General features: G+C 51.2%; 22 protein-coding genes and 2 tRNA genes. 14 read left to right on the top strand and 10 right to left on the bottom strand.

Annotated features, from left to right (window positions below; all coding sequences use genetic code 11):
• The first annotated feature begins 253 nt into the window (after positions 1–253).
• From BEQ56_01220 to BEQ56_01195, 6 genes are all read left to right on the top strand, one after another.
• A tRNA-Leu gene (locus BEQ56_01220) sits at positions 254–337 on the top strand.
• A gap of 234 nt (positions 338–571) precedes the next feature.
• The gene (locus BEQ56_01215; protein AOH42220.1) at positions 572–3,088 is read left to right on the top strand and encodes a hypothetical protein; all 2,517 of its coding nucleotides are present in this window, start codon (positions 572–574) and stop codon (positions 3,086–3,088) included.
• Positions 3,089–3,592: 504 nt separating this feature from the next.
• Entirely contained in the window at positions 3,593–4,411 is an 819-nt protein-coding gene (locus BEQ56_01210; GenBank protein ID AOH42219.1) for a hypothetical protein, read from the top strand.
• A complete protein-coding gene (locus tag BEQ56_01205) occupies positions 4,408–4,824 on the top strand; it encodes a hypothetical protein (GenBank protein ID AOH42218.1) in 417 nt (138 codons plus the stop codon). The genes BEQ56_01210 and BEQ56_01205 overlap by 4 nt, the downstream gene beginning before the upstream one ends.
• A 30-nt stretch (positions 4,825–4,854) precedes the next feature.
• Entirely contained in the window at positions 4,855–7,155 is a 2,301-nt protein-coding gene (locus BEQ56_01200; protein AOH42217.1) for a hypothetical protein, read from the top strand.
• Positions 7,156–7,251: 96 nt separating this feature from the next.
• A complete protein-coding gene (locus BEQ56_01195; GenBank protein AOH42216.1) occupies positions 7,252–8,526 on the top strand; it encodes a glucose-1-phosphate adenylyltransferase in 1,275 nt (424 codons plus the stop codon).
• 68 nt (positions 8,527–8,594) lie between these two features.
• On the opposite strand, the gene BEQ56_01190 is transcribed toward BEQ56_01195, so the two are convergent.
• The 4 genes from BEQ56_01190 to BEQ56_01175 all read right to left on the bottom strand — a co-directional run bounded on the left by BEQ56_01190 (position 8,595) and on the right by BEQ56_01175 (position 12,040).
• Positions 8,595–10,121, bottom strand: coding sequence for a xylulokinase (locus BEQ56_01190; protein ID AOH42215.1), 1,527 nt, complete (start codon positions 10,119–10,121; stop codon positions 8,595–8,597).
• Entirely contained in the window at positions 10,121–10,978 is an 858-nt protein-coding gene (locus BEQ56_01185; protein AOH42214.1) for a ribosomal RNA small subunit methyltransferase A, read from the bottom strand. Before BEQ56_01185 ends, BEQ56_01190 begins: the two co-directional genes overlap by 1 nt.
• Positions 10,979–11,044: 66 nt before the next feature.
• Positions 11,045–11,117: transfer RNA gene (locus BEQ56_01180), tRNA-Phe, on the bottom strand.
• A gap of 479 nt (positions 11,118–11,596) precedes the next feature.
• Positions 11,597–12,040: a hypothetical protein gene (locus BEQ56_01175; GenBank protein AOH42213.1), complete on the bottom strand. Its 444-nt coding sequence runs from the start codon at positions 12,038–12,040 to the stop codon at positions 11,597–11,599.
• Positions 12,041–12,861: 821 nt separating this feature from the next.
• Between BEQ56_01175 and BEQ56_01170 the strand changes: the two genes are divergently transcribed.
• The 6 genes from BEQ56_01170 to BEQ56_01145 are packed head-to-tail and all read left to right on the top strand — an operon-like array spanning position 12,862 to position 19,501.
• The gene (locus BEQ56_01170; GenBank protein AOH42212.1) at positions 12,862–13,800 is read left to right on the top strand and encodes a hypothetical protein; all 939 of its coding nucleotides are present in this window, start codon (positions 12,862–12,864) and stop codon (positions 13,798–13,800) included.
• Between the two features lie 25 nt (positions 13,801–13,825).
• The gene (locus BEQ56_01165) at positions 13,826–14,773 is read left to right on the top strand and encodes a ribose ABC transporter substrate-binding protein (protein ID AOH42211.1); all 948 of its coding nucleotides are present in this window, start codon (positions 13,826–13,828) and stop codon (positions 14,771–14,773) included.
• Between the two features lie 33 nt (positions 14,774–14,806).
• Positions 14,807–16,318 (top strand): ribose ABC transporter ATP-binding protein, encoded by a 1,512-nt coding sequence (locus BEQ56_01160; GenBank protein AOH42210.1) that lies wholly within the window; start codon positions 14,807–14,809, stop codon positions 16,316–16,318.
• Entirely contained in the window at positions 16,308–17,261 is a 954-nt protein-coding gene (locus BEQ56_01155; GenBank protein AOH42209.1) for an ABC transporter permease, read from the top strand. Before BEQ56_01160 ends, BEQ56_01155 begins: the two co-directional genes overlap by 11 nt.
• A complete protein-coding gene (locus BEQ56_01150; GenBank protein AOH42208.1) occupies positions 17,261–18,028 on the top strand; it encodes a hypothetical protein in 768 nt (255 codons plus the stop codon). The genes BEQ56_01155 and BEQ56_01150 overlap by 1 nt, the downstream gene beginning before the upstream one ends.
• A complete protein-coding gene (locus tag BEQ56_01145) occupies positions 18,029–19,501 on the top strand; it encodes a hypothetical protein (GenBank protein AOH42207.1) in 1,473 nt (490 codons plus the stop codon).
• 91 nt (positions 19,502–19,592) lie between these two features.
• On the opposite strand, the gene BEQ56_01140 is transcribed toward BEQ56_01145, so the two are convergent.
• From BEQ56_01140 to BEQ56_01115, 6 genes are all read right to left on the bottom strand, one after another.
• Complete coding sequence (locus tag BEQ56_01140; GenBank protein ID AOH42206.1) at positions 19,593–20,252, bottom strand: haloacid dehalogenase; 660 nt, start codon at positions 20,250–20,252, stop codon at positions 19,593–19,595.
• Positions 20,253–20,255: 3 nt separating this feature from the next.
• Positions 20,256–20,672 (bottom strand): hypothetical protein, encoded by a 417-nt coding sequence (locus BEQ56_01135; protein AOH42205.1) that lies wholly within the window; start codon positions 20,670–20,672, stop codon positions 20,256–20,258.
• A 259-nt stretch (positions 20,673–20,931) separates the two neighbouring features.
• Positions 20,932–21,732 carry a hypothetical protein gene (locus BEQ56_01130; protein AOH42204.1) on the bottom strand — a complete coding sequence of 267 codons (801 nt, stop codon included), beginning with the start codon at positions 21,730–21,732 and terminating at the stop codon, positions 20,932–20,934.
• Positions 21,729–23,057: a thymidine phosphorylase gene (locus tag BEQ56_01125; GenBank protein ID AOH42203.1), complete on the bottom strand. Its 1,329-nt coding sequence runs from the start codon at positions 23,055–23,057 to the stop codon at positions 21,729–21,731. The genes BEQ56_01130 and BEQ56_01125 overlap by 4 nt, the downstream gene beginning before the upstream one ends.
• Positions 23,058–23,120: 63 nt before the next feature.
• Positions 23,121–23,810, bottom strand: coding sequence for a hypothetical protein (locus tag BEQ56_01120; protein AOH42202.1), 690 nt, complete (start codon positions 23,808–23,810; stop codon positions 23,121–23,123).
• Positions 23,811–23,857: 47 nt separating this feature from the next.
• Positions 23,858–24,073, bottom strand: coding sequence for a hypothetical protein (locus tag BEQ56_01115; protein AOH42201.1), 216 nt, complete (start codon positions 24,071–24,073; stop codon positions 23,858–23,860).
• Between the two features lies 1 nt (position 24,074).
• On the opposite strand from BEQ56_01115, the gene BEQ56_01110 reads away from it, so the two are divergent.
• Entirely contained in the window at positions 24,075–24,470 is a 396-nt protein-coding gene (locus BEQ56_01110; protein ID AOH42200.1) for a hypothetical protein, read from the top strand.
• Positions 24,467–25,036, top strand: a complete 570-nt coding sequence (locus tag BEQ56_01105) for a hypothetical protein (GenBank protein AOH42199.1) — start codon at positions 24,467–24,469, stop codon at positions 25,034–25,036. Before BEQ56_01110 ends, BEQ56_01105 begins: the two co-directional genes overlap by 4 nt.
• Positions 25,037–25,047 lie beyond the last annotated feature (11 nt).

Raw genomic sequence — 25,047 nt, 5'->3', positions numbered from 1 at the left:
AACAAGCATCGACACGCCTGATTTCAACGCAACACGCTGTTTATTACCGCCATGATCCATCAATACTTTAATAACCTGATATTTTTGTTCCTCGTTCATTTGTGATATCACCTTTCTCATGACAGACGACAGGACAATTTCCAAAAAACTTCTATGAGACAATATCACAGACTTTTCACACAGCCACATTGACGCGGAGTAGGCGCCCTTGACAGTTGTCATGGATCGCTTATAATTTTACTGATATTAACATGGCGCGATGGCGGAACAGGCAGACGCAACAGACTTAAAATCTGTCGATCGCAAGATCGTGTGGGTTCGACCCCCACTCGCGCTACTGAAAGATCGGAAATCCATTCGATCAGCGATATGTATCAAATTCTTCAATGTGTCCGTTTTCCCTGAAATACCATTCGACGATCGTTTAGTTTTCATGATTTTGATCCCGGATTGGCGCTGTCGGTTAAGGTTGCGGCTACGTCCAGATCAGCCGATAAAACAGCAGATCATTTTTGTATCAAATCGTTCTCTTTGTCGAATCTCGCGCTAAACAAAAATGGTGATAAGCGTCATGGACGAAATAAATAAAAAGAAGATCGGGCGGTACGAAATTATCCGAGAACTCGGTTACGGCGGAATGGCGGTTGTCTATCTCGTCCGCGATTCACAATTGGATCGGGTTGCGGCGCTTAAGCTTATTCGGAAACAGCCCTTCTCGTTTGAACGGTCAGATATGATGATGGAGCGGTTTCGGCGTGAAGCGAAAGCGTTAGCGAAGCTCAATCATCCTAATATCGTAAATATTTATGATTATGGCGAGCATGAAGGCGCCCCATATCTGGTCATGGAATACTTAGACGGTATTACGCTGAAAGACATCCAAAAACCGATCAGCGTTTCTGCGGCGATCGGCCTGATCCGCCCCATCGCTAAAGCGCTTGACTACGTTCATCAGCATGGATTGCTGCATCGGGACGTAAAGTCCTCGAATATCATGCTCACCAGGGACAAACGGGTTGTCCTGACGGATTTTGGAATTGCGAAATCGACCGGGAGCGAAGGAGGGCGTGCAGCTCTGACCGAAACTGGCGTTGGAATCGGAACACCCGAATACATGGCTCCGGAGCAAGCAAATGGGAAAACCGTCGACGAACGAGCCGACGCGTATTCGCTGACAGTCGTCTTTTATGAACTGATCACCGGAGAAAAACCCTATCGCGGAACGACGCCGATTGAAGTCATCATCAAACAAATAAATGACCCAATTCCTGATCCTCGAAAACTCGTTCATGGCCTCAGCAAATCGGTCAAGCTTTTTTTAGACCGGGCCCTGGCAAAGAACCCGGAGAATCGCTTCCCAACGTTTGCCGTATATTTGTCCAATCTTGAAAAACTTCAATCTGAATCGGCAGCTGCTGAAATCGGACAGATTTTCAAAATCCAATCGGTGATATTGTCGGGCGACGATAGAAAGATCCTGGGCGGAACTCGAAGCACGAATTCCGGCAAGAGAAAAACGAAGGTCGGCTCCGTTCGCACCCGTAAAATAAAAGATCAGCGGCAGAAGAGAACGATTGCCGTGATCGCAATTGCGCTGATCGCATTCAGCGTTTTCGTGATCATGCAAACTGGCCAGCGTGGTTCTCAGTTGACGCCGATTGTAGATAACGTTTCGCAAACCGGGAATCTGCGTGAAAGCGTAAGAAATGAGATGACGGAATCCATAACCGCCGTTCCAACGCTAACGAAGCCGGCCGCTTTAGCCACCGTTTTGCCTTCAAATCTACCCCTGCCAGCTTATCCGCAAACACAAATCACGCAAATTCCAGACGCCGATTCCGGCAATCCATATGCAAAGCTCAAGATCGGCGATCGTGTCTGGCTGGGAAGCTATGAACAGGATAATAATCTTTTCAACGGAACGGAGCCAATTGAATGGACCGTTATCCAAGTTCAAGATGGAACCGCTCTGCTGCTAAGTCGCTACGTGCTCGATGAAAAGAAATATGACGTGTTGCAGAGTGACGATAAGATTAAAGTTAATTGGGAATCTTCTGACCTGAGAGATTGGCTGAATAGCGAATTTTTCAAGAGTTCGTTTACGCCCACGGAAAAATCGTTTATTCAGCCGGTGCGAATAGGGCAAAACGACCGGCCTCACTCGATCATGGCGATTGAAACCGATCAAGACAATTATGTATTTCTGCTGAACTGGGAGGAAATGGGATATGCAATTGGAGCAGGCCTATTCGAAGATCCGGTTCCGACAAAGTATGCGATGCGGAACGGCGCGGCGCAGGATGATTACGGAAGCACGAAATGGTGGCTGCGCTCGACCAATTTCAGCCGCGGTTATCAGCTAACCGATAACGTTTGTACGATTCAGAAGCTCGGATTCTACGAAGAAGATTTTTCTGACATAACCTGCGGGGTGCAGCCCGCAGTGATGCTGCGCTTGACAAACGAGATGGTTTCAGCCCATAGCGAACCTTCCGTAAGCGACCCCGTTCTCGTCGGGGATATCATCCAGTTCGGTCTTTATGAACAGGACGAATCCTTAGAAGGACCTGAGCCAATTGATTGGCGCGTTCTGGAAATTTCCAATGGAAGCGCGCTGGTATTAAGTGAGTATGCGTTGCTGCGTGGGACGGTGGATGAGACCTGCGGACCGTACACGTGGAAAGAAAGCAGCTTGCGCGCCTGGTTGAATTCGACATTTTATAACGATGTTTTCTCTGGTCCGGAGAAAAGTCGGATCCCGCTGACACATCTGGATAATTGGGATGCATCCATGGCCGGATCAAAAAGCGACTTTGAAACCGATGATCGCGTCTTTCTATTGAGCCCGGATGAATTTGAGCGATATCTCATGGGCAATTCCCGTTCAGGGAAACTGACGCCATTACTTCAAACTGAATATAGTTTTATCGGCGTTGACAATGCGGTAGACTGGTGGCTCCGTACGCCGGGAATGATTCTGTCTGGATCATATCATGTCTTTCCCGACGGTACGCTTGGAAATCAGTGTATGTCGTTTTGCTGCGATGGATTTTATTTCGTTCGCCCTGCGACTCGAATTTTGCTGTAACGATTCGGAATAAATCCTTTTCTGGCCAGCTTCCCTGAAAGACGTGGCTCAACCACCATGCGGAGGCGCTTTTTACCGGCTCCTTGATCCTCTTTACAACGCGCGTTTACCGAGACGTCATTGTGCCGATGAGCTGAACCGGAGAATGGGCGTCCGGTGAAAATCCGTCAGAACAATGAGAGAACTAAAAGAAAAGCGAAAACGGACTTCAGCGCAGGAAAATCACAGGAACGACAAAAATCAGGAAGAAGATAATTCCAGCTTCCCAGAGAAAAGCCTGTAAAATGAACGTCGTAAAACGCTCAAACCAAGTATCCCGATGCCAGGTTCCTCGGTTTTGCATTTCTTCTATCGCATAAATATGATAATAGCTGGCGTCTATCCCCTGATTATATCATGCGCCTGAAACATGTTGATTCTCGCTGAATCAGGCTGTTTCTCTTTTTATAACTATCAAAGTCGGGATTATAATTAGTCTATCTGACGAAAACACAGGAGACGCCCATGACATACGCCAAAACCGAAGTCCAGATTGAAAACATCATCCGAATCGCGAAAGCCGCCGGGGCCTATGCCCGCGAACGGCTGCACGCGAACCATGAAATCGGGATCAAGGGCGCTCAGGACGTCGTTACCGAAGTCGACCGCCGAAACGAGGCGTATATTCTTTCCGAGCTGCGCACCGCTTATCCGGAAGACGCGATCCTGACCGAGGAAACCGGGGCGCACGACGGCGATACGCGCCGCCGCTGGTATATCGATCCTCTTGACGGGACGATGAACTACGCGCATGGGATTCCGTTTTACTGCGTTTCAATCGGCTATGCGGTGGATGGGGAGTTGGTTTCAGGCGTCGTTTACGATCCCAACGCGGATGAATGCTTTTACGCTGAAAAGGGAAAAGGCGCGTTTCTAAACGGGGACCCAATTCGGGTTGGGACGACGACCGACCGGGCGCAGGCGCTCCTGGATACCGGTTTTTCGCCGAAAATGACGAAAATGGGGCTGCAGAATTTTGACCTGTTCCGGCATTTCATGCTGACGACCGCCGGGGTGCGCCGCCTGGGCTCTGCAGCGTTGGGGATGTGTTACGTTGCCTGCGGACGGATCGACGGCATGTGGGAAATGTGCCTCAGCCCATGGGATATCGCGGCCGGGCTCGTTATTCTGAAAGAAGCCGGCGCGAAGACGACGCGGTTCGACGGCGGCGTGGACGCGTTTACCGAGCCATGGGGCTATTGGACGGCGAACGCAGCGCTTCACGCGGAACTTTTTAAAGATCTTCAAACCGTGCCGCATCGGCTGAACGGGGCGTCGGGATGAAGCTCGGCGACGATCAAAAACGCTTTCTTCGCACGTTTATTCTTTACGCGATGATCGGTGGGATCAGCGCCGCGACCGACGCTGGCGTTTTTTACCTCCTCTTTCAGCTCGCCGGGTTCGACGAATTTCTGGTCAACCTGATCAGTACGCACTGCGGAATTTTCCTGAGTTTCTTTCTGAATCGGAATTTCAACTTCCGAAAAACTGATCAAACCGGAAAACGGTTCGTCTCGTTCTACCTGACCGGGTTATTTGGGTTAGCCCTATCCTCCGCGATCCTCTGGGCCGGAGGAAGATTGGGGATTCCGCCGATGATCGCCAAGCTGTTTTCAATCGTGGTCGTCGCCGTCACGCAATTCCTGATCAATCGGACCGTCGCCTTCGGCGATTCGAAACCGCCGTCCGGAAAATAACGGATCTGGATTTTCCCGGAGCGATGGCGAATGAACCTGCTGACGTTTTCTCTGGGGCTCCTTAGCGGAATACTTCTCGATCGGCTTTTCCCTTTACCTTTTCTATTCTGGTATTGTCTTCTTGGCGGATCGGGTTTCTTCGCGATCGCGGCGTCGCGCGAAGCCCGAAAATATCGCTTGGATCATCCGTCAAAGACGCTGGCGGTTTCGCTTTTAACGATCGCCGTCTTCGCGACGGGCGGTTTACGATCGGCAATCGTTCGTGAGGCGAGCGTCGCTGCCGACCCGTTCGAAACGGTTCCAATCGAAAGTCCGGTCTGCTTTGAAGGCGTCGTCTCGGACCTTCCGGTCGAGGCGATATCCCGTCGGACCGTCGCTGCCCGCATGCTTGCTCGCTGTGGACGGACGGAAAGCGAAGAGATCCGGAATTTGAACGTACTGCTGACGCTTCCGATTACGGGAGCGGCGCCGGAATATGGGGCGCGTATCCGCGTTGAGGGAAAACGAACGATAATTCCCGCCGAGTCGCGGAGCTCTTATTATCGGTATTTGCGTCGGAATGGGATTCTTTTTCTTTTTTATCGGCCGGAACTGACCGTCCTTCCCGGCTTCAGCGGGAATCCGCTTCTCAGCGCGATTTATCGCGTTCGGAGTTCCTTCGTCGATCGGATTTTTCGTCTCTTCCCGTCGCCGGAAGCGCCGTTGATCGCCGGAATTCTGGTCGGCGATGAAGCGAAAATTCCTTCGAAGGTTGACGATGCATTTCGGCGAACGGGTACGGCGCATATTATCGCGATCAGCGGGATGAATTTTACTGTCCTGATCTGGATTCTGGCGGCGATCGTCCGACGGGTTTCAACACGTTGGTGGATTTCGCTGACGCTGCTGCCGTTCATCCTGCTTTACACGCTGCTGACCGGGGCATCCGCTCCGATCGTCCGCGCGGCGATCCTGAGTGCGCTGACGCTGATCGCGGATACGTTCGGCGAACGGAAAAACGGCGAATCGGCGCTCGCGTTTTCGGCGGCACTGATGTCGTTCGTCCGCCCAATGATACTGTTCGACGTTGGCTTCCAGCTTTCTGTCATGGCGACGCTGGGGATTCTCTTTTTTAATCAACCGTTGGCGAATCTGGTTCGGAAAGGGCTTTCGCGGTCAGGCCTCTCCGACGCAAAGGCGCTCGGGACGGTAGTTGATCTCCTGAACGATTTAATTCTGACGTCGCTTTCCGCTCAGGTTTTTACAACGTTTATTGGCGCAGCCGCCTTTTCACAGTTTTCCCGGGTGTCGCTCGTAGCCAACGCGGCAATCGCGCTCTTCCAGTCGCCAATCATGATCGGAGGGTTCGTCGCGCTTCTGGTCTCCTATCTCTGGACGCCGATAGGGATGGGGATTGCGTGGCTGATAACGCCGGCGGCGTCGCTGACAATTCGGGTCGTCGAGCTTTTCGCGGCAGTTCCAGGCGCGAGCTCCTATTTTCGGGTATCGTCGACGCAGGCCTGGCTGAGCTGCGCCGCGATTGCGTTGATTTGGAAGCTGCGCGGTCGAATCGCGGCGCTCCCGAAACGGGAAATTCCGTTTGCGCTGGGGACTTCAGCGGCGCTGATCTTCGCGCTGGCTTGCTGGCGGGTTGGGCTGGGAAGGCTGCGGCTGTTCCCCGATCGCTATGAAATTCGTTACGAGGCGTTGCGGTCCGCGATGACGCTGACGATTCGGACGCCGGGAATGAACGAATTCATTCTTGGCGAAAATCTGAATGGATATGAAGCGGAGGAAAAGCTTTTTCGTCCGGGCCCAGCCCGGTTCCGCCGCGTTTTCGCCAGAGTCACAACGGCTGAGCCCTGGATTGGGAAGAGAATCGCGGAGGCGTACGAAGGCGATCCGGACGTCCTGATCCTCAACGGCGCGCGGATTCCCAGCCCAACGGCGGAGCTCGATATGCTTCTGCGCCTTGCTGAAGCGGCGGACGACGATACCGGGTCGATTCAGCTGGGCGCGGTGAACGTTGCGTTTCCCGTCCGGTTCCTGCGACGTGAAGCCTGGGTCGTGACGATCGGACGTTTCCGCCTGCTGATCCCGAATGGGATCGCGCCGGAAAGGCTGGTTCATGAAAATCCGTTGGATGAATCTCAGGCTCGATCGGAGATTTTTTCCGCGACGATGATCTTGCTTCAGCGCGATGACCGGCGCGCGGACTGGGAAGCGTGGCTGGCGGAGGCCGTTTCGGCGGAACCGTTTCTCGTGCCGCCGATCCTGATCCATGCGAAAACCAACCCACAGTTCGTCCTCAGGACAAACGGAGAACAGGTTTTTTATAAGTCGGAAGAATAGTCTTTTTTTTCGCCGAAATTCGCTGTAACTTTTTCGGAAAATTTTGTTAGAATAGGATATACGCTGAACGCTCGATTTTAGAAGGAGGAGAACAATATGTCATCTGATAACGTGCTTGCCGTTATTCTCGGGGGCGGCCGTGGTACGCGTCTTTTCCCGTTAACTCAACTTCGTTCCAAACCTGCGGTGCCGATCGCCGGCCAATATCGTTTGATCGATATTCCGATCAGCAATTGCATCAATTCCGGTATTTTTAAAATTGCGGTTTTGACCCAATTTAATACCGTTTCGCTGCATCGCCATATTACCGAGACGTATCAGTTCGATAAATTCCATTCGGGGTCGGTTCAGATTTGGGCGGCGGAGCAGCGCGCTGATAATAACGACTGGTATCAGGGAACCGCCGACGCGGTTCGTAAGCAGCTCAGCGAAATTATCGCAGCCCGGGCGGAATATGTCCTGATTCTTTCAGGGGATCATCTGTACCGCTGTGACTATTCGAAAATGCTTCAGTATCATATCGAAAAGAAGGCCGACGTGACGATCGCGACGCAGCCGGTTCATAAGGACGAAGCCGGAAGGTTCGGGATTTTGAAATGCGAATCGTCCGGGAAGATTTCCGCTTTCAAAGAAAAGCCGAAGGATGCGGCGATCCTTGCCGATCTCGTCAGTCTCGACGATCCGGAACGGCCGTATCTTGGATCGATGGGGATATACCTGTTCAATCGCGATCTTCTCGTTGGGCTCCTGAATTCGCTTGATTATTCCGATTTCGGGAAGCATATCATTCCTTACGCGATCGATAAGTATGAAGTCGTCGGTTGGACGTTCGACGATTACTGGGAAGATATCGGGACGATCCGTTCGTTCTTCGATACCAACCTGATGCTCACCGACGACCTCCCACGCTTCAATTTCTACGATCCGCGTAATCCGATTTACACCTATATTAACAACATGCCGGCGGCAAAGGTCAAGAACTCGAATATCGATCATGCGCTGATCGCCCGCGGATCGATTATCAACGCTGCCAGCATTGCCCATTCAATTATCGGGCTGAGGTCAATTATCGACGAAGGGTCGGTCCTGCGCGACACGATCGTCATGGGGGTCGACGAGGACGTTTTCGAGAAGAGCTATAAAGACGCGCGCTATTTCAGCGTCTCGCTCGGGATCGGGAAAAATTGCGAAATTTCGCAGGCGATTATCGATAAAAACGCGCGGATCGGCGACAATGTCATTATCCGCCCCTTCCCGGAAGGCACCGAGTTCGACGATCCGGATCCGATTAAGAAATACTATATTCGCGACGGGATTGTGATCGTGCCGAAGAATACGACGATTCCGGACGGTACCGTTATCGCGCCGTAATCGTTTTGACGCTGTGACGCAGTGAAATCAAGCCGGAAGAATCCTGATTGGTATCTTCCGGCTGATTTTTAGTTGACAAAGGCGCGCGCCTCCTGCCGCCGGCCAAAGACGGTTAACGCTTCCAGCGCGGGAGCCATCCGCCGATAAGCGTCTTTGTAAATTTCATGCAGCTCCGTGTAAATTCGCCGTGCGTCCGGGGCCGGTTCGATCGTTTGGTCCTGGTACCGGACGAAAACCCCGATCGCCTCGCGAATATCATGAAAGACCCCGCTTCCGGTACCCGCGGCGATAACCGCTCCCATGCCTGCCTGCTCCTCGGATCGCGAAACGACCAGCGGCAATCCCAGAATATCCGCCTGAATCTGGAGCCATTGCGGGCTGCGCGCGCCGCCGCCTGACGCGACCAGTCGGTTGGGAAGGAAACCCGCGCCCATGCAGATATCCAGGCAGTCCTTCAGAGAAAACGCGACGCCTTCCATTACGGCGCGCGCGATCGCGAATCGGCTCGTCGTGTGATTGAACCCCATGAGCGTTCCGCTGATATTCGGGTTAACGTGCGGCGTGCGTTCGCCGTTCAGGTACGGGAAAAACAGCAGGCCGCCGCTTCCAGGCTGGATCTTCCCGATTTCATGGTTCAACTCTTCATAGCTGGACTGCTGAATGATCCGGTTCCACCATTTCAGCGACAATCCCGCGCTCATCGTCGCGCCGAACATGATCCAGCGGTCGCGATCATACGCGCAGAACATATTCGAGTTCAGCGCCGGGTTCAGGAACGGTTTCCCAAGCTGGAAGCTGACCTGACCGCTCGATCCGATATTGACGCTTCCGTCTCCGTCTGAAATCAGTCCGTTGCCGATCGACTGCATGACCTGATCCCCGCCGCCGGCAACGACGACCGTCGTTTCCGACAGCCCCGTTTCCAGTGCTGCGGTCCGGGAAACCGGCGCGACCGGCGCGATCGTCTCGTCGCAGTCCGGGAACAGTTCGCGCGGAAGACTCAGACGATCGAGAATTGCGCTGGACCAGCTCCGGTTCGGGATATCGAACGCGAGCGTCGCTGAGGCGTCGGAATAATCGGACGAAACGATCCCGGTCAGCTTATAACGCAGGTGATCTTTCGGCAGGCATACTTTTCGGATCCGGGCGTAGTTTTCCGGCTCATTCTTCCGGACCCAAAGCAGCGAAACCATCAGGAAACCGGTGAAAATCGGGTTCATAAAAAATTCACTGCGTTCGGATTCGCTGAAGGCGGCGCGGATTTCGTCGATTTCAGCGCTCGACCGCGCGTCGCAGTGCAGAATTGCAGGGCGAACGACGTTTCCATGCTCATCCAGCGCGACCAGCCCATGCATCTGACCTGAAAAGCTAAGCCCCCGGATTTCGGCGGGATCGACCGCGCTTTCGGTCAGGACGGACGAAAGCGCTTCGCGACAGGCGCGCCACCAGACTTCGGGATCCTGCTCGGCGTAGCCTGGGGACGGCGAATCGAATGAATAGGCACGATAGGCGTTCGCGAGAATACGTCCCGAATCGTTCGCCAGGATCGCTTTCAGCCCTGACGTTCCAAGATCGATTCCTAACAGGCAGCTCATTATTGTCCTCCGCTCCGTCGGTTCAGGACCGACAGCAATTGTTTCCATTCGTCTATTGTCAACGTTTCGGCGCGCCGTTTGGGATCGATTTCCGCTTCGGAAAGCGCGTTTTCGATCGCCGTCTTATCGAGCGCCAGTCCAGAGGTCAGCGCGTTGCGCAGCGTTTTTCGCTTCTGTCCAAAACCGGCTTTGATCAGCTTGAAAAATGCGTCCGCATTGTTCCTCGGAATAAGCGGTTCGTCGTATAAATCGATTCGGACGAGCGCGGAATCGATTTTCGGAACCGGATAAAACGCCTCTTTCCCGATCGTCATCATGCAGCGCGGCTCGCCGTAAATCCGAACGCTCAGCGATAGAAGGCTGAAATCCCCGGGCTCGGCGCAGATACGTTCCGCGACTTCTTTCTGAATCGTCAGCGAAATTCGATCTGGCCGCGTTCTGAGCTCAAGAAGATGGCGGATGACCGCAGAGGTGATATAGTACGGAATATTGGCGACAACACAGTAGGATTCACCGGCGAAAGCGTCGCACGGATCGTACGCAAGAATGTCCGACTGGATGATCGCGACGTTAGAAAACGGCGCCAGCGTCTCGTTCAGTACGGGAATCATCTTCCGATCCAATTCGACCGCGATAACCTGCGAAGCCTCCGCGGCAAGGCGCCGCGTTAAAGATCCCAGTCCCGGCCCGATTTCTAAAACCACACTCGTTTTATCTACGCCCGCGGCTTGGACGATTTCGGCCAGGACGCCGTCGTCGGTTAGGAAGTTCTGACCCAGTCCTTTGCTTGGCTGGAGTCGATAGCGGGCCAGCAGGGCGGGAACGTTGAGAGGTGGAAGGGGCTTCGTTGAGTTCATGGCGAGAAGTTCCGTGTTCGCTGAATAAAAAAGGCGTCCTTTTAGCGAACGCCTCGTTTCTGAGTGTGCCGAGACACAGAATCGAACTGTGGACACTACAATTTTCAGTCGTATGCTCTACCAACTGAGCTATCTCGGCGCGCTGTCTTTTCAAACAACTTAATTATTGTACGAGAGCTTGACAGATTTGTCAAGGATGGCCCATGCGGTTAGTTTGTGCTGTGTGAAAAGTCTGTGATATTGTCTCATAGAAGTTTTTTGGAAATTGTCCTGTCGTCTGTCATGATAAACGTCAGTTTGCTATGATGGGCGGCAGGACAATTCCCTGACATGAGAAAGGTATCACTACGAATGAACGAGGAACAGAGATATCAGGTTATTAAAGAATCGATGGATCATGGCGATAATAAACAGCGTGTTGCGTTGAAACTGGGTGTGGCCGTCCGGACGGTAAGCCGCTATATCGCTGCCTACAAGCGTAAAGGAAAAGCGGCGTTTGTTCATGGGAACAGACACCGCCCTCCTGCTAATTCTCTCTCCAAGGAAGTAAGCGATTTGATTGTATCTTTGTATCGAGAAAAATATGCTGGATTCAATTTCGCCCATTACAAAGACTTACTATCTGAGTACGAGAACATTGACGTTTCCTACGCGACTGTCTATCGCCTTCTCTGGGCGAATGATATCCTGTCTCCGCATATTCGCAGGGCTACTCGAAAAAAGCTCACAAAAGCTAAATTGCTGACGGATACCCCTTCCATCTCTGAAAACGAAGTTGAGACGGTTGTCCGTCGCCAGATCGCTCTTGAGGACGCTCATCCGCGTCAGCAGCGCTGTAAATACTTCGGCGAAGAAATCCGAATGGACGGCTCTTTTCATCTCTGGTTCGGGGAACGCAAGTCCGTCCTTCATCTTGCTGTCGATAATGCCACCCGCGCCATCGTCGGCGCCTTCTTTGATTGGTAGGAAACACTCGACGGCTATTATCACGTTTTCGACCAAATCCTTCGCGTTGAGTGAGATCCGCAAACATGCTGTATCCTCTCCTGAATTTGATGTCATTGTTCCTCCTGTGCCGAAAAAACGTTATATCCCTCCGAAGACTTATCCTTGGAAGCAAGCTTCTTTCCTCCGCATTCAAGAGATGACTCATCGCCAGTTCAAGATCGCGTTATTTTTTTGAGATTCATGCGCGAAAAGTCTGTGATATTGTCTCATAGAAGTTTTTTGGAATTTGTCCTGCCGTCTACCATGATAAACGTCAGTTTGTCATGATGGACGGCAGGAGGATTCCCTGACATGAGAAAGATATCACTACGAATGAACGAGGAACAAAAATATCAGGTTATTAAAGTATTGATGGATCATGGCGGTAATAAATAGCGTGTTGCGGTGAAATCAGGCATGACCGTCCGGACGGTAAACCGCTATATCATAAGCGATTGCCTTGTGATCAGGGCTTTTGACGGCCAGATCTTCGCTTCCGCCAGATGATCGTCTTCGCCTGAATCTGTTTTTCCTGCTCCGCCTATGAAACACCCCCTGGCGCTATTCTTCTTTTATCTTGGCCCAGGATCAAGCCCATCGCCGCTTCAGGATTTCTTAATCTGCCGATAGCCTTTTTTCCCGCTGATGTTCCCCTTTTTTGGGACATTTCCCCTTGTTATTGACATGATCCCCCTGCCACATAAGGTATTGCCTGCCGGACAATGCGAGATATAAAAGTAGCTGGAGCAGACGGGAGATTGTTATAATCTTAGTCGGATATATTACACTTCGCTCCCTTTTTCATTACAAAAATCACTTGTCAAGGATGAGGCATAAGTGTAAGATGGAATGGAAATAAATTATTAAGCTGAAATAAATTTCTAAAGGTGTCGCATATGACAATGTTGGATAACCGTCAGCTGATGCTCAAAATTTGCAGGATGTACTACCTGGCAAACATTAGCCAAAAAGAAATCTCAGAGAAGCTGGGGATTTCGAGGCCACAGGTTTGTCGGATAATTTCGGCCGCGAGAGAAAAAGGGATTGTAACAATAACAATTGATGACGCTTTCGAAACTGAATTGAACCTTGAGCAAGGATTAATTAAAAAGTTCAGCTTAAAGGACGCGATCGTCGTCAATCTAAGCGGTTATCCGAGCGATCAGACTTTTGAAAAATTCTGTATGCAGGCAGCCGAGCATATCGAAACCCTGATAAACGACGGGATGAAAATTGGGGTCATGAGCGGGAACACGATCTCGACCGTAATCGATTACGTTTCCCCATCTCAAAAAAAGAACCTTGAGATTGTTCCTTTAATGGGAGGGCTCGGATTAGAGAACGCTAAAATCCATGCAAACGCGATCGCCCAACGATTTGCAGAAAAAACCGGCGGGATTAATTATGCGCTGAACGCGCCTGTCATCGTTCAAAGCGCCGAGATCAAGGAATCGCTATTGCGCGAACCAACAATTAGATCGATCCTTAAACTCGGAAGAAACTGCGATATTGCGCTTCTCGGAATCGGAAACGTCAACGTATCATCAACGCCTGCAATCGCCGGGCGTTGGACGGAAAAAGACAGAAAAGAATTGTTGAATCGCGGAGTTATCGCGGCAATTTGCAATTCCTTCCTTGATAAAGATGGAAAAATTATTGAAACGATCTTAGATAAACGAAGTATCGGGCAAACATTACAAACCCTCTCCAGCGCCAAGAAAATAGGAATTGGTGTCGGCATAGCTAAAACAGAGGCCATTAAAGCATCGCTTAGCAGCGGATATTTAGACGTTCTGATCACGGATACGGATACAGCAGCACGTCTATTAAATTAAAAACCATAAACTAAAGGAGAGAAAGATGAAAAAGAATAATTTTTTAGCCGCATACGGATTAGCGTTTGTATTGCTTTTGGCAAATGTATTCACAGTCATGGGAAGCCCTAAAGGGAAAAAAGTTACGATCCTGACGCCATACATGAGTTCAGTAACAACAAACCAGATGGCCAATTATTTATCGGACCGTTTAGAAGACGCTGGCGTCATCGTAACGATCGTTGATACAAAGGGCGATATGGCGCAATTTGCGAGCCGTATTGAAGACACTGTCTCGGCTATGGTCGACGCGATCGTTATCATCAGCGTCGATCCCTCTCAGGTCGAGGCCCAACTCGAATCCGCATTCGAAGCAAATATTCCAGTCTTTGGCGTCGACAGCGGTTTTATCGAAGGCATGGCCGTCAACGCAACCAGCGATAATTACGCAATGGGAAAATTAATTGGAGAATATTTGGTCAACGATTTAATAAGCGGAGAGGGCAAGATTATCACCCTGACACACCGCCCTCATCCAGGCGTGGTCAAGCGCTGCGAAGCTATGGACGACCTGCTTAAAGATAACGGGGAAATCGAACTTATTACAGAGCAGCACGTTGAAGTTCCGAATCCGATTGAAAACGCACGAAAAATCGTTGAGAACCTGCTGCTTGCGAATTCTGAAAAAGGATCGATCTCTGCTATCTGGGCTGCCTGGGACGAGCCCGCGATTGGAGCGGCTCAGGCATGCTTGGACGCTGGTCGGGATGAAATTGTAATTACCGGCGTCGACGGGAATAGTCAAGCGCTGCAAATGATCGCTGACGGAACAGATCTTAAAGCAACCGTAGCCCAGGATTTCGAAGGCATGGCGGAACTCATCTCAGCGTCAATTATTCAAATGTTCGACGATGAAACGATCGAGCCAGGCGAAATTTACGCGCCCGCGAAGCTGATCACGATTAAAAACGTTGCAGATTATCTGAAAGAATAGACTGCTCTTTACGCACAATTTAAGGACAGGGCCATGTTATTGAAAACAGCGAAAATCAACAAACAATTCAACGGGATATATGCTCTGCGAAATGTAGATTTTGAAATGATGCCAGGAGAGATTCATGGCCTTGTCGGTGAAAACGGCGCTGGAAAATCAACTTTAATTAAGATATTGACTGGAGTTTATGGGTTTGACTCTGGCCAAATCCTGTGGAATGGAAAGGAAATCAGAATTCATTCCCCATGGCAGAGTCGCAGACTTGGAATCAACGTTATACATCAGGACAGAAACCTTATTCCCTTTCTTAGCGGATATGAAAACGCCTATCTCGGGCTTCCGTATGAAACGCGATTTGGCGGAATCCTCCTGGATTGGGAGAAAATGCAGCAAAGGGTCGACAAGACCGCAAAACGCATAGGAATCAGCCTGAATCTCAGAGCGCCAGCCAGATTATTAAGCCCGCCTCAAAAAACACTGCTCGAAATAATTCGTGCAATGATGACTGAATGTCAATTGTTGATTTTAGACGAGCCTACAGCTTCGCTGACCGAAAAAGAGGCTGCAATTCTCTTTAGGATCATACAAAAATTAAAGGAAAGCGGCGTTTCCATTTTATACGTTTCGCATCGAATGGACGAGATATTTAGATTAACGGACAGAATTACAGTCTTAAAAAATGGAGAGCTGATTTCAACCGAAACAACAAACCATACCAACCTGGAAAAAATTATCTCACTGATGACAGGCAATTGGGTAAGCGAAGCCAAAGGAACTGATAGAGTCTTCGGGGAAACATTTCTATCTGTTGATCATCTGAAGAGCGCAGACAAAATCGTAAAAGGCGTCAGTTTTTCTGTCAGGAAAGGCGAAATTCTCGGAATCTACGGTCTGGGAGGAAGCGGCAGAACAGAAACACTCGAGACTATCTACGGTTTACGAGAAAAAGCCTTTGGAAAAATAACCATAGGCCAAAAAGGATACCCAAAACCTTCTCCGGCGCAATCACTAAAAAACGGTTTGGTTCTTATCAGTGAGGACAGGCGCGGAAAGGCATTAATCACAAGCCTATCTGTAAAACAAAATATCGTTCTGTCAACCATCGATCAGAATGCCAGATTCGGGATTGTCGACGAAAAAAATGAAACGAACCACGCTGAAGAAAAAATTAGATCCTTATCGATTAAAACGACCGGCCCAGCGCAGCAAGTCGCCAAATTATCTGGCGGAAATCAACAAAAGGTCGTTTTCGCAAAAGCGTTAATGTCCGAACCAAAGGTTCTTTTATGCGACGAGCCAACGCAGGCAGTCGATATCAAAACACGATCTGAAATTCATCGCCTTCTTCGCAATCTGGCGGGCCAAGGCGCCGCTATTGTCGTCGTTTCCTCGGATATAGACGAAATGCTGAATATCGCAGACAATATCGTCGTTATCGTAAACGGGGAAACGCAAGCCTGTCTGAAGAATGAAAACCTGACATCAAGACAAATTTTGGCAATCTGTTATCAGCGGAAAGAAGAAAGGCGCAAAGATGAAAAATAAAACAACAGCTTCAGATATTCTTCAAACCTACGGGACGATTATTGCGGGCCTTCTGGTGATAATAATTTTCAGTATTCTTCGCCTCGACGCTTTCTTTACTTTCAGGAATCTTATCAATATCAGCCGCCAAATCTCACTTCAAGTTATTATAGCAATTGGCGCAACGCTGATCATGTGCGTCGGCGAATTCGATTTATCGATTGGCGCGTTAGCGAGTTTAGGCGGCGTAATCGGAGCGTTACTGGCTGTAGCGGGTTTTCCAGTCTGGCTTTGTTTCCTGGTGCCTGTCGTCGCTTGTCTGATTCTTGGATGGGTCAACGGTTGGATTGTTACAAAATTCAACGTGCTTTCGTTTATTACAACCTTAGGAATGAGCACTATCCTTGCAGGTTTCACGTATTGGCTAACGGATGGATCAACAGTTTTTCAAAACATTCCTAAATCTTTTACCTTTATCGGCTCGAAAAGTCTGACGCAAATTCCATACCTAACAATGATCATGCTGCTTTTTTCCGTGATCTTTTGGTTTATCATGCGAAATACCGCTTTTGGACGTAAACTCTACGCAATCGGCGGTAATGAAACAGCCTCGCGAGTCTCTGGTATTAACGTAAATAGAAATAAAAGAATTGCATTCGCGCTTTGCGGTGGGCTTTCCGCAGTGACCGGCGTCCTCATGGCAAGCCGCCTGGGCTCTGCTCACCCGACGGGCGGCGATAGTTTCTTCCTTTCTTCCTACGCCGCTGTATATCTCGGAAGCACGGTTTTCAGAGAAAGCGTTCCGAACGTATGGGGAACGTTTATCGGCGCCGCAATTTTAGGAATCTTAGCAAACGGATTAACCATACTCCAGGTTCCAACTTATATTCAGGATATATTAACGGGAGCAATAATTATTTTAGCGGTAATCGCGCAAAAATTAGGGAAAGGAAGCACCGAATAATGGAGCTTCGATCGATTCGAAATAGGAATTTATTAAATCGCAGTAAATCGCTTCTTGCAGGCTACCTGGTATCGGGATACCCGACTTTTGGCCAATTTCTCGATGTCGGGGCTAATTGCGTCAAAGCAGGGCTGGATATTTTTGAAATCGGATATCCTTCGTCCCACCCTTATTTAGACGGTGATATCATCCAACAAGCCCACCTGCAAACGCAGATGAATAGAAATGATCTTTCCAACTGGGCCAAAATCAGAGAAACGTTAGACTGCCCAATATGGATTATGGGTTACAAAGAAGATCTGTTGAAAAATGATTTTTATCTGGAAATTGCAAAAAATAGATTTGCCGATGGCTTCGTGTTACCAGAGTTGACCTATTCCGAACGAATCCAATTTCAAAAATCAATCGATCCCTATCCAATAGATGTAATCGGCTTCATAAATCCGAAGATGCCAATTGAATCCGTTCAGGAGCAAATTGAGCATTTTAATCCGATCTATTTTCAGCTCTATTCAGGGCCAACCGGGATGAACGGCGTTGAAGAAGACTACAAGCCATTATTGGACCTGATCAAGAAAAACGGTGGCTGCCACATATTCGCCGGATTCGGAATCAACACGCCCGAAAAAGCCTCGAATTTAATTGCTGCCGGCTTTGACGGTGTCATTGTCGGCACAGCTATGGTCAGAAAACTGAATCTGTCGGCGAACGAGCTGTATGCTTTTATTCGCGAAATTAAGACAAATCTTCCAGGCAAGGATGAATAAATGAACTGTATCGCTACTTTTGATATTGGCACTACCGCTATTAAAGGTGTACTGATAGGGATGGATAATACTATTATCCGTGCAGAAAGCCGAAGAATCGATACTTTTTTTCATAACGAAAAAGGTGAGCAGGACCCGAACAGCTGGTACACAGCTTTTTGTGAAATCTCGAATCTGTTCGTAAGAACCAAACCGCAACATAAAATTGAAGCTATCATTATGAGCGGTCAGATGCAAAATCTTATACCTATTCAGAAGAATGGCGATCCATCGTCGAACGCAATTTTGTATTCTGATGGGAGAGCGAATCGCGAGGCAGAAAAGATCAGCGCCGCCCTTGGAAAAGAAACAATACGAAAAATTACTGGAAACAGGATGGATGGAGCTACGCCCTTTGCGAAGCTTTTATGGCTTAAGGACATGTCGCCTGATGTATTTAATCAAACTGACTGCGTTTTATTCAGTTCAAAAGACTTTATTATTCGGAAACTGACCGGGAACTGCGTAACCGATATTACGACCGGATCCACAACTGGGCTAATGGACATTCTTTCGAAAGAATGGCAAGTTGAATGGATAAATCGATTCGGCTTTTCTTCCAGCTTGCTTCCCAAAGTAACGTCTTCTGATGAAATTGTGGGCGAAGTTATCGAAAGCGCTTCGATCGAAACGGGATATTCGTCTGGAACGCTTGTCTTTTCTGGTTCAGGCGACGCAGGATCAGCAACGTTGGCAGGCGCGGTTATAGCGGCGAATGATTTTAATATCAATATCGGTACGACAGGGTGGATCGCAACCGCGTCTGAAAAACCGCTGGATAACCCTTCTGTTTTCAATCTCGCCGCGATCCCTTCGCAGACTTATATAAACGTCGTTCCATTTCTAAACGCAGGCAATGTACATCAATGGATCAGTAAAATTTTATCTTCACAGGAGCGAGCGATTAATTATGATGAGGTTCATCGTTTGCTGCTTGACGGAACCCCGGGCAGCAACGGTTTGCTTTTCCTTCCATATATTATTGGAGAACGTTTCCCGGTCATGAACAATTCTGTTCGCGGCCTCTTCGCCGGTATCTCTGCATCGACTTCAAAGACTGATTTAGCTCAGGCAGCGTTAGAGGGCGTCGCATTTTCGATTCGTCAAGGATTAGAAACGATAAATAAATCCGTTCAGAAAATGACCGTTGTCGGCGGTGGAACAAAAGAGATGTGCTGGATGAAAATTCTCTCCAATATTCTTAACCAGGAATTAATTGTATTTTCCAATGCAGACTTTTTACCGGCGATCGCATTATCCGTTTCAGGTAAAATCGGATTAGGGAAAGAAAAGAATTACGCAGGCTTCATAGAATACCTGACGGACAGCTGTCCTGCCGAAAGGTACACACCTGACAATAAATTAACCTCCATGTATGAAGAACGATTTCGTCAATTTCTTAAACTTTATCCGCTGGCTACCCAATTGGGATAAGCTTCGCCTGATGTCAGGGCATCGATAGGTGAGATCCAGTCAACAAAGGCGTCCCAAAAGTTTCAGAAACGATTGGGACGCCCCGTTTCATCTACTTTATGAGGGATGATTCATGCGTTTCGATCGTTCGCCGCAGCAATTCTTTCAGTTTTTCTTCTCGCAAACTCAGCGTCAGGTCGGCGCGCGTTCGCTCGACAATCCCGCGCAGCAGGTCCGTCTGCCGTCGGAGGCCATTCGTGACCGCGTCCGGGTAATCCATCGTAATCAGGACCGAATAAATATCGTCCATTTCAGACAACAGCGTTTCCGCCTCGTCCGAATACCCCATTCGCAGGATATCCATGCAGCGGCGGCGCAGTTCGCCCGGCGTTTCCGCTAATCCACGCAGGAACGTAGAAACCGGAACGCCTAAACTTTCCGGCGTCGGGAGCTCGCACATTTCGATAAACGCCGTTGTCAGACTGGCTTCGCAGTACTCTTTAATGGCGTCCTGGGTATAACCCGCGTAATACAAACCGGGAAAGCTTTTCAACTCCTCGGCTATTTCGGAGAACAGGTTCTTTCCAGCATCAAGATGACGATGTGCTTCAACGCTGTCGCCCCGATGAATCGCGCGGATCGCGTTAGCAGAGGCCCGTGTCAGCGCCCGGGCTTTGCTGAGCGCGTCGTCTCGAGCCTTCGTTTCCGCTTCAAAAACGACGTGCGCTGATTCAGCGATTTGATTGATCGTTTGAGTCGTAGAATGGTTCATGAGTTAGAACGGGATATCGTCCTCGTTCGCGTCGCTTGTATCGAAATCGGTTGAACCTGATTCGGTATTTTCGCTTCGTGAGCCGATCGAACGGATTGTCGCAGCGTTAATCTCAAACGATGCACCAGAAGTTCCGTCGGATCGCTGAAAAACGCGCGGTCCGCCAGTATTCGGATCAGGAACGAGCCGGCCTTCGACGATGATCTTCGTCCCTTTTTTCAAGTATGTATTCGCAAATTCAGCCAACTTTGACCAGCAGGTGATCCGGAACCAGATCGTCTCTTTGACCGGCTGCCCCTGCGCATTTGAATATTGCCGGCTGGTCGCGACACTGAACGACGTAACCGGAACGCCCGACGGCGTGTACCGCATTTCCGGATCCCGACCGATATTTCCTGCAACAATAACTGTATGGAACATAATAGAAACTCCTTCCAAGTGTACAAAATAGCTTTATTGTTTTTTGAGCACGTCCCGCCCGGAGCAGTTTTATTTCTGGAACGAGGACGGCTCTTAATTAACTGTCTACGGTCTATTTTATCGCAACTGACACGCTTTCGAATAAATATCCCGTTCGCCGAACCATTTCCCATATCGGTGGACGGCTTCCCGTTCCTGCAGGGCGGTCAACCGGCGCGTGTCTTCGGCGAGCCGGGCGACGTTCCGCGGATCGACCGTTTCAGTCTTCCGCTTCGGGCTCAGCGTCTGTCTTCCGCCGTCCTGACGCTTTCGCTTCGCGGCGGGCCTGATTCGGCGACTTCCCCATGCGCTTCTTGAAGACGGTGTTGAAGTACTGCGGCGTTTCGAAGCCAATTTTCTTCGAAATCCGGTCGATCGATATCTCCGTCGTCAGCAAGAGCTTCATCGCCTCGCTGATGCGTTTGTCGTTGACCGCCTGCATGATACTTTTTCCCGATTCCGCCTTATATTTTTTCATCAGGTAATTCGGATGCAGGCAGAGAGCGTTCGAAATCTGGGTGATCGTCAGTTTCTGCATGTAGTTTTCGCTGATGAAGCGGTTGACCCGTTCGGGAAGCGAACAGTGCCTCTGCGTGGTCTTTCGGAAAAACGGATCGCCGTACGTCGAAATGACCAGCTTTTCGAGGCTGACAAGGTCTTCGACGGTGGTCGCCTGATTCAGGCGGCCGGAAAGCTCCTCGAAAAGCGTTTCCGCTTCCTCGGGATCGAATCCGCCGCGGATTGAGGCTTCAGCGGCTTCGTAAAAGAAACGGAGAAGGAGATTTTTCAGTCCGGAAAGCTCTTTCTCGTCAGGATAAAAGTTTTTATGAAGCGCGCCGGGGAATTCGTTCCGCTGAAGAAAGCGATGAATCGTTCCTGCGTCTCCGGATTCGACCGCGTCGAAAATGAGCTTTTTCGTCTTTGCCGCGCTGCGGAGCTGCGCAAAGGGGCGCTCTCCGAACGCGGCTTCGCTTTCACGTTCGATTTCTTTTTTGTCCGGACTGGAGCTGTCGGGGTTCATGCCGTTTTGTCGTCCGATCCGGTGATCAGGCCGTAGAACTGTGGATAGCGGTCGCGGGGTCCGTCCTGAATCGAGATGGCCTGGATCAGGTTCGCCGCCGCCCGTTCGGCCTTCGCTTCGCTGTTGGCGTGAATCGTGAAGATCGGCTGACCTTTTTCGACGGGATCGCCGACCTTCGAATGCACCAGGATACCGACGCGGCGGTCGATAGCGTCGCTCTTGGTAATCCGCCCGGCGTCCAGCGTGACCGAAGCTTCGCCGACGATCCGCGCGCGGATGGCATGAACATAACCGGCGCGATCGGCCGTAACGGTCCGAACGATCGGCGCGGCCGGGAATTTTTCCGGTGAATCGAGGTAGGAAATATCGCCGCCCTGGAGCGAGACCAGCTTTTTCAGGCTCTCGAAGGCTGCGCCGGACGAGAGCGCGCGGCGAACCAGCGCCAGCGCGTCTTCGCTCGTCGCCGCCGCCCCGGCCATTTCCAGCAGCGTCGCCGATGACTTGACGCAATGTTCGTAGAGATCGGATGGAACGGGCTCCCCTTTCAGGAAAGCGATCGATTCTTTGACTTCGAGAATATTGCCGACGGCCGCGCCGAGCGGTTGGTTCATGTCAGTGAGTTCCGCGTAGACCTTCCGACCGATTTGCGTGCCGATCGCGACCATGACGCCGGCTAAGCGCCGCGCCTTTTCGATCGTTTCCATGAACGCGCCGTCGCCGACCTTGACGTCGAGAAGGATCACGGGCGTTCCGGCGGCGATCTTTTTACTCATGACCGACGACGCGATCAGCGGGAGCGCCGGAACGGTTCCGGTTACGTCGCGGAGCGCGTAAAGCTTCCCGTCCGCCGGGGCTAAGTCGCCGGATTGACCGGAAAGAACCGTATGATATTTTTTCAGCTGCGCGAGGAATTCCTCTTTCGTCAGGTCGAGGCGCATCCCCGGAATGGATTCGAGTTTATCGATCGTTCCCCCGCTGAACCCCAGCCCGCGTCCGGACATTTTCGCGACCGGAACGCCGCAGGCGCTGACGATCGGCTGGACAATCAGCGTCGTTTTATCGCCGACGCCGCCGGTCGAATGCTTGTCGACCGCGATATCGACGACGCCGTCAAGCGAAAGGACTTCGCCGGATTCCGCGATCGCCATGGTCAGATCGGCGGTTTCCCGGTCGTTCATCCCGCGGCAGAGAATCGCCATCGCCAGCGCGGAGGCCTGGTAATCGGGGATTTTTCCCGCGGTGTACCCGTCGATAAAGAATTTGATCTCCTCGCGGCTGAGCGGTTCGCCGTCGCGCTTCTTAACGATAATTTCTACAGCGTTCATGATTCGGGGTTCCTTATTTCAGTTGTTGAATTGACTTTAACGTTTTTTTTTCGCTGGGATTCCTTAATTTTCATACACCGGTTTCCAGATCGTCGCGTCGAAATCCTGCGCGTCGACGGAGACCCGCTGGCGGAGGATCGCCGGCGCCGAGCCGACGCAGCCCCATTCATACGGCGTGTCCGCCCCAGTTACGGCTTCGGGGAGCGCCGCGCCGTCGTTTTCGCCGCGGGCGCATTCGTCGATCATGCGCTGGGTCGGCTGCGTCAGGAGCGATAATTTCGTCAGGCAGGTCCCCGTCAGCGTTACGTCGCAGCCGTAAACCAGCCCGTCCATGCAGCGCCAGACGACGGTATGACCCGCGCCGTCGCTCTCCGGAACGCCGAGGAGCCGGAGCGTTTTCGCGACGACCGCGCCGTTCGGTTTTTCCCCGACGTATTCGATCCCTGGACTGTCGATCGTCGAAACCGCTTCGCAGTAGCGCCAGGGGTTATCGAACGTTGTCCCGGGCGCGATCGGGGTCGTATTAGCGGCGGACACGGCGGAATCGTCACCCGGAACGAAATTCGCTGCCGGACCGGCGGAAACGCCGTCGGAAGATGCCGCGTTTCCGTCTCCCATTTCCGAAGCGGCTTCGGTCGGTTTCGCCGCCTCGCCGCCGTTCGGAAGATTCGAAACGCAGCTGCCCAACGTCAGAACCAGAAGCACGGTCAGCAGGACGGCTAAAAAAATCCGGGGTTTCATGCGAACGTTCATCTTTTTTAACTCCGTATAGGGAATCCCCCATCGTTTGTTTTATTTCCTCACTTAACGATTATAGCGCAATTTTTGACCTGATCGACTTTTTTGGACGCGTCGGAGGTTTCCGCTTTTGCCTGATAATCCATGACGCCGGCGGATTTCGCCGCAATCCCGGCGTTTTGGGGGTGATCCTGAATAGACTTTGGTAAAATTCGAATGGTCGGATTTATTTTTGTACATGCCCGGCGGCAGCTTCGCCGGCAAAGGATTCGAAACACTATGGGTTTAACTTTTCCCTCGGCAATACTCTTCCTGACGGTTCTCCTCGTCACGATCCTCTACCTGGGGTCGAACGACGCGCGCGGGCGCGGACGGATCCTGGCCGGATCGGCGGCCGTTTACCTGCTCGTCTTCCTGGGTTGGATCGCGGCAGCGCTGCTATTCCGCTTCGCGTCGGATCGGGTCGCGGCGATTTTCCCGGACCTCGCTTCGTTGGGCGAGGCTTATCGGATGATAACGGCGGTCGGCTGGCTCGTCCTGACGGCGGCGCTGGCGCGCGCGTTTTCGCCGTCGGTCCCGTTCGCGCTGCGCGCTGCGGCGGCGCTGGCGATCGCGTTTGTCGTTGTCCTGATGGGCGGGAATTTTATTTTTATCTGGATAACGGGGGCGGGATGATACCGATTTTACGTTTCAGCGAGCCATTTTTCTACTTCTTATCGGCGTGCGTCGCCGCTGTCGTCTGTGTCACGTCGCTGTATGGGATGCGCCTGAAATCCGGGCGGACGGTCTACAGCGCGGTCTTGTTCATCGGGTCGGCCGCGGTAATCGCCGGCGTATTGGTCCTGTTTTATCGGGACTGGATGGTTCTTCCGTCGTCGCTTTGGGGAAGCGCGGCTTACGGCGTCGGGCTTTGTCTCCTGTTTGCCGACCTGATCCAATGGCGGATTGCCGATAAGATGGACGGATGGCTGGCCTGGTTCTTCGGGCTGATCGTTGCGATGGGATTGACGCTGTACCTGACGGCGGTTTTCGAGCCGGGGTACTTATCGTTTTTCCGTCCGCTGGCGTCGACGCCGGCGCTGACGCTGGTCCTGATCGTTGGGAGCGCGCTGTTTTACGCTGCGTTTGGGGACGAAAAGCGGGAGCGGGACGGGGGGAAAATCGTCCGGCTTGCGCTTGCGCTCTTCTTTGCGCTGGCGCTGACCGGGATGTACGCGCTGCCGCGGATGATCGGGGCGTAGGAGGCGGAGAG

The organism is Anaerolineaceae bacterium oral taxon 439 (genome assembly GCA_001717545.1).
In the GTDB taxonomy this organism is placed as follows: domain Bacteria; phylum Chloroflexota; class Anaerolineae; order Anaerolineales; family Anaerolineaceae; genus Flexilinea.
Note: the sequence above shows the minus strand (reverse complement) of the source record. Positions and strands in the feature narration are given on the sequence as shown.

Coding starts and splice junctions, on each gene's coding strand:
- BEQ56_01215 (AOH42220.1), top strand. CDS start 572: ATGGACGAAATAAATAAAAAGAAGATCGGGCGGTACGAAATTATCCGA.
- BEQ56_01210 (AOH42219.1), top strand. CDS start 3,593: ATGACATACGCCAAAACCGAAGTCCAGATTGAAAACATCATCCGAATC.
- BEQ56_01205 (AOH42218.1), top strand. CDS start 4,408: ATGAAGCTCGGCGACGATCAAAAACGCTTTCTTCGCACGTTTATTCTT.
- BEQ56_01200 (AOH42217.1), top strand. CDS start 4,855: ATGAACCTGCTGACGTTTTCTCTGGGGCTCCTTAGCGGAATACTTCTC.
- BEQ56_01195 (AOH42216.1), top strand. CDS start 7,252: ATGTCATCTGATAACGTGCTTGCCGTTATTCTCGGGGGCGGCCGTGGT.
- BEQ56_01190 (AOH42215.1), bottom strand. CDS start 10,121: ATGAGCTGCCTGTTAGGAATCGATCTTGGAACGTCAGGGCTGAAAGCG.
- BEQ56_01185 (AOH42214.1), bottom strand. CDS start 10,978: ATGAACTCAACGAAGCCCCTTCCACCTCTCAACGTTCCCGCCCTGCTG.
- BEQ56_01175 (AOH42213.1), bottom strand. CDS start 12,040: ATGACATCAAATTCAGGAGAGGATACAGCATGTTTGCGGATCTCACTC.
- BEQ56_01170 (AOH42212.1), top strand. CDS start 12,862: ATGACAATGTTGGATAACCGTCAGCTGATGCTCAAAATTTGCAGGATG.
- BEQ56_01165 (AOH42211.1), top strand. CDS start 13,826: ATGAAAAAGAATAATTTTTTAGCCGCATACGGATTAGCGTTTGTATTG.
- BEQ56_01160 (AOH42210.1), top strand. CDS start 14,807: ATGTTATTGAAAACAGCGAAAATCAACAAACAATTCAACGGGATATAT.
- BEQ56_01155 (AOH42209.1), top strand. CDS start 16,308: ATGAAAAATAAAACAACAGCTTCAGATATTCTTCAAACCTACGGGACG.
- BEQ56_01150 (AOH42208.1), top strand. CDS start 17,261: ATGGAGCTTCGATCGATTCGAAATAGGAATTTATTAAATCGCAGTAAA.
- BEQ56_01145 (AOH42207.1), top strand. CDS start 18,029: ATGAACTGTATCGCTACTTTTGATATTGGCACTACCGCTATTAAAGGT.
- BEQ56_01140 (AOH42206.1), bottom strand. CDS start 20,252: ATGAACCATTCTACGACTCAAACGATCAATCAAATCGCTGAATCAGCG.
- BEQ56_01135 (AOH42205.1), bottom strand. CDS start 20,672: ATGTTCCATACAGTTATTGTTGCAGGAAATATCGGTCGGGATCCGGAA.
- BEQ56_01130 (AOH42204.1), bottom strand. CDS start 21,732: ATGAACCCCGACAGCTCCAGTCCGGACAAAAAAGAAATCGAACGTGAA.
- BEQ56_01125 (AOH42203.1), bottom strand. CDS start 23,057: ATGAACGCTGTAGAAATTATCGTTAAGAAGCGCGACGGCGAACCGCTC.
- BEQ56_01120 (AOH42202.1), bottom strand. CDS start 23,810: ATGAACGTTCGCATGAAACCCCGGATTTTTTTAGCCGTCCTGCTGACC.
- BEQ56_01110 (AOH42200.1), top strand. CDS start 24,075: ATGGGTTTAACTTTTCCCTCGGCAATACTCTTCCTGACGGTTCTCCTC.
- BEQ56_01105 (AOH42199.1), top strand. CDS start 24,467: ATGATACCGATTTTACGTTTCAGCGAGCCATTTTTCTACTTCTTATCG.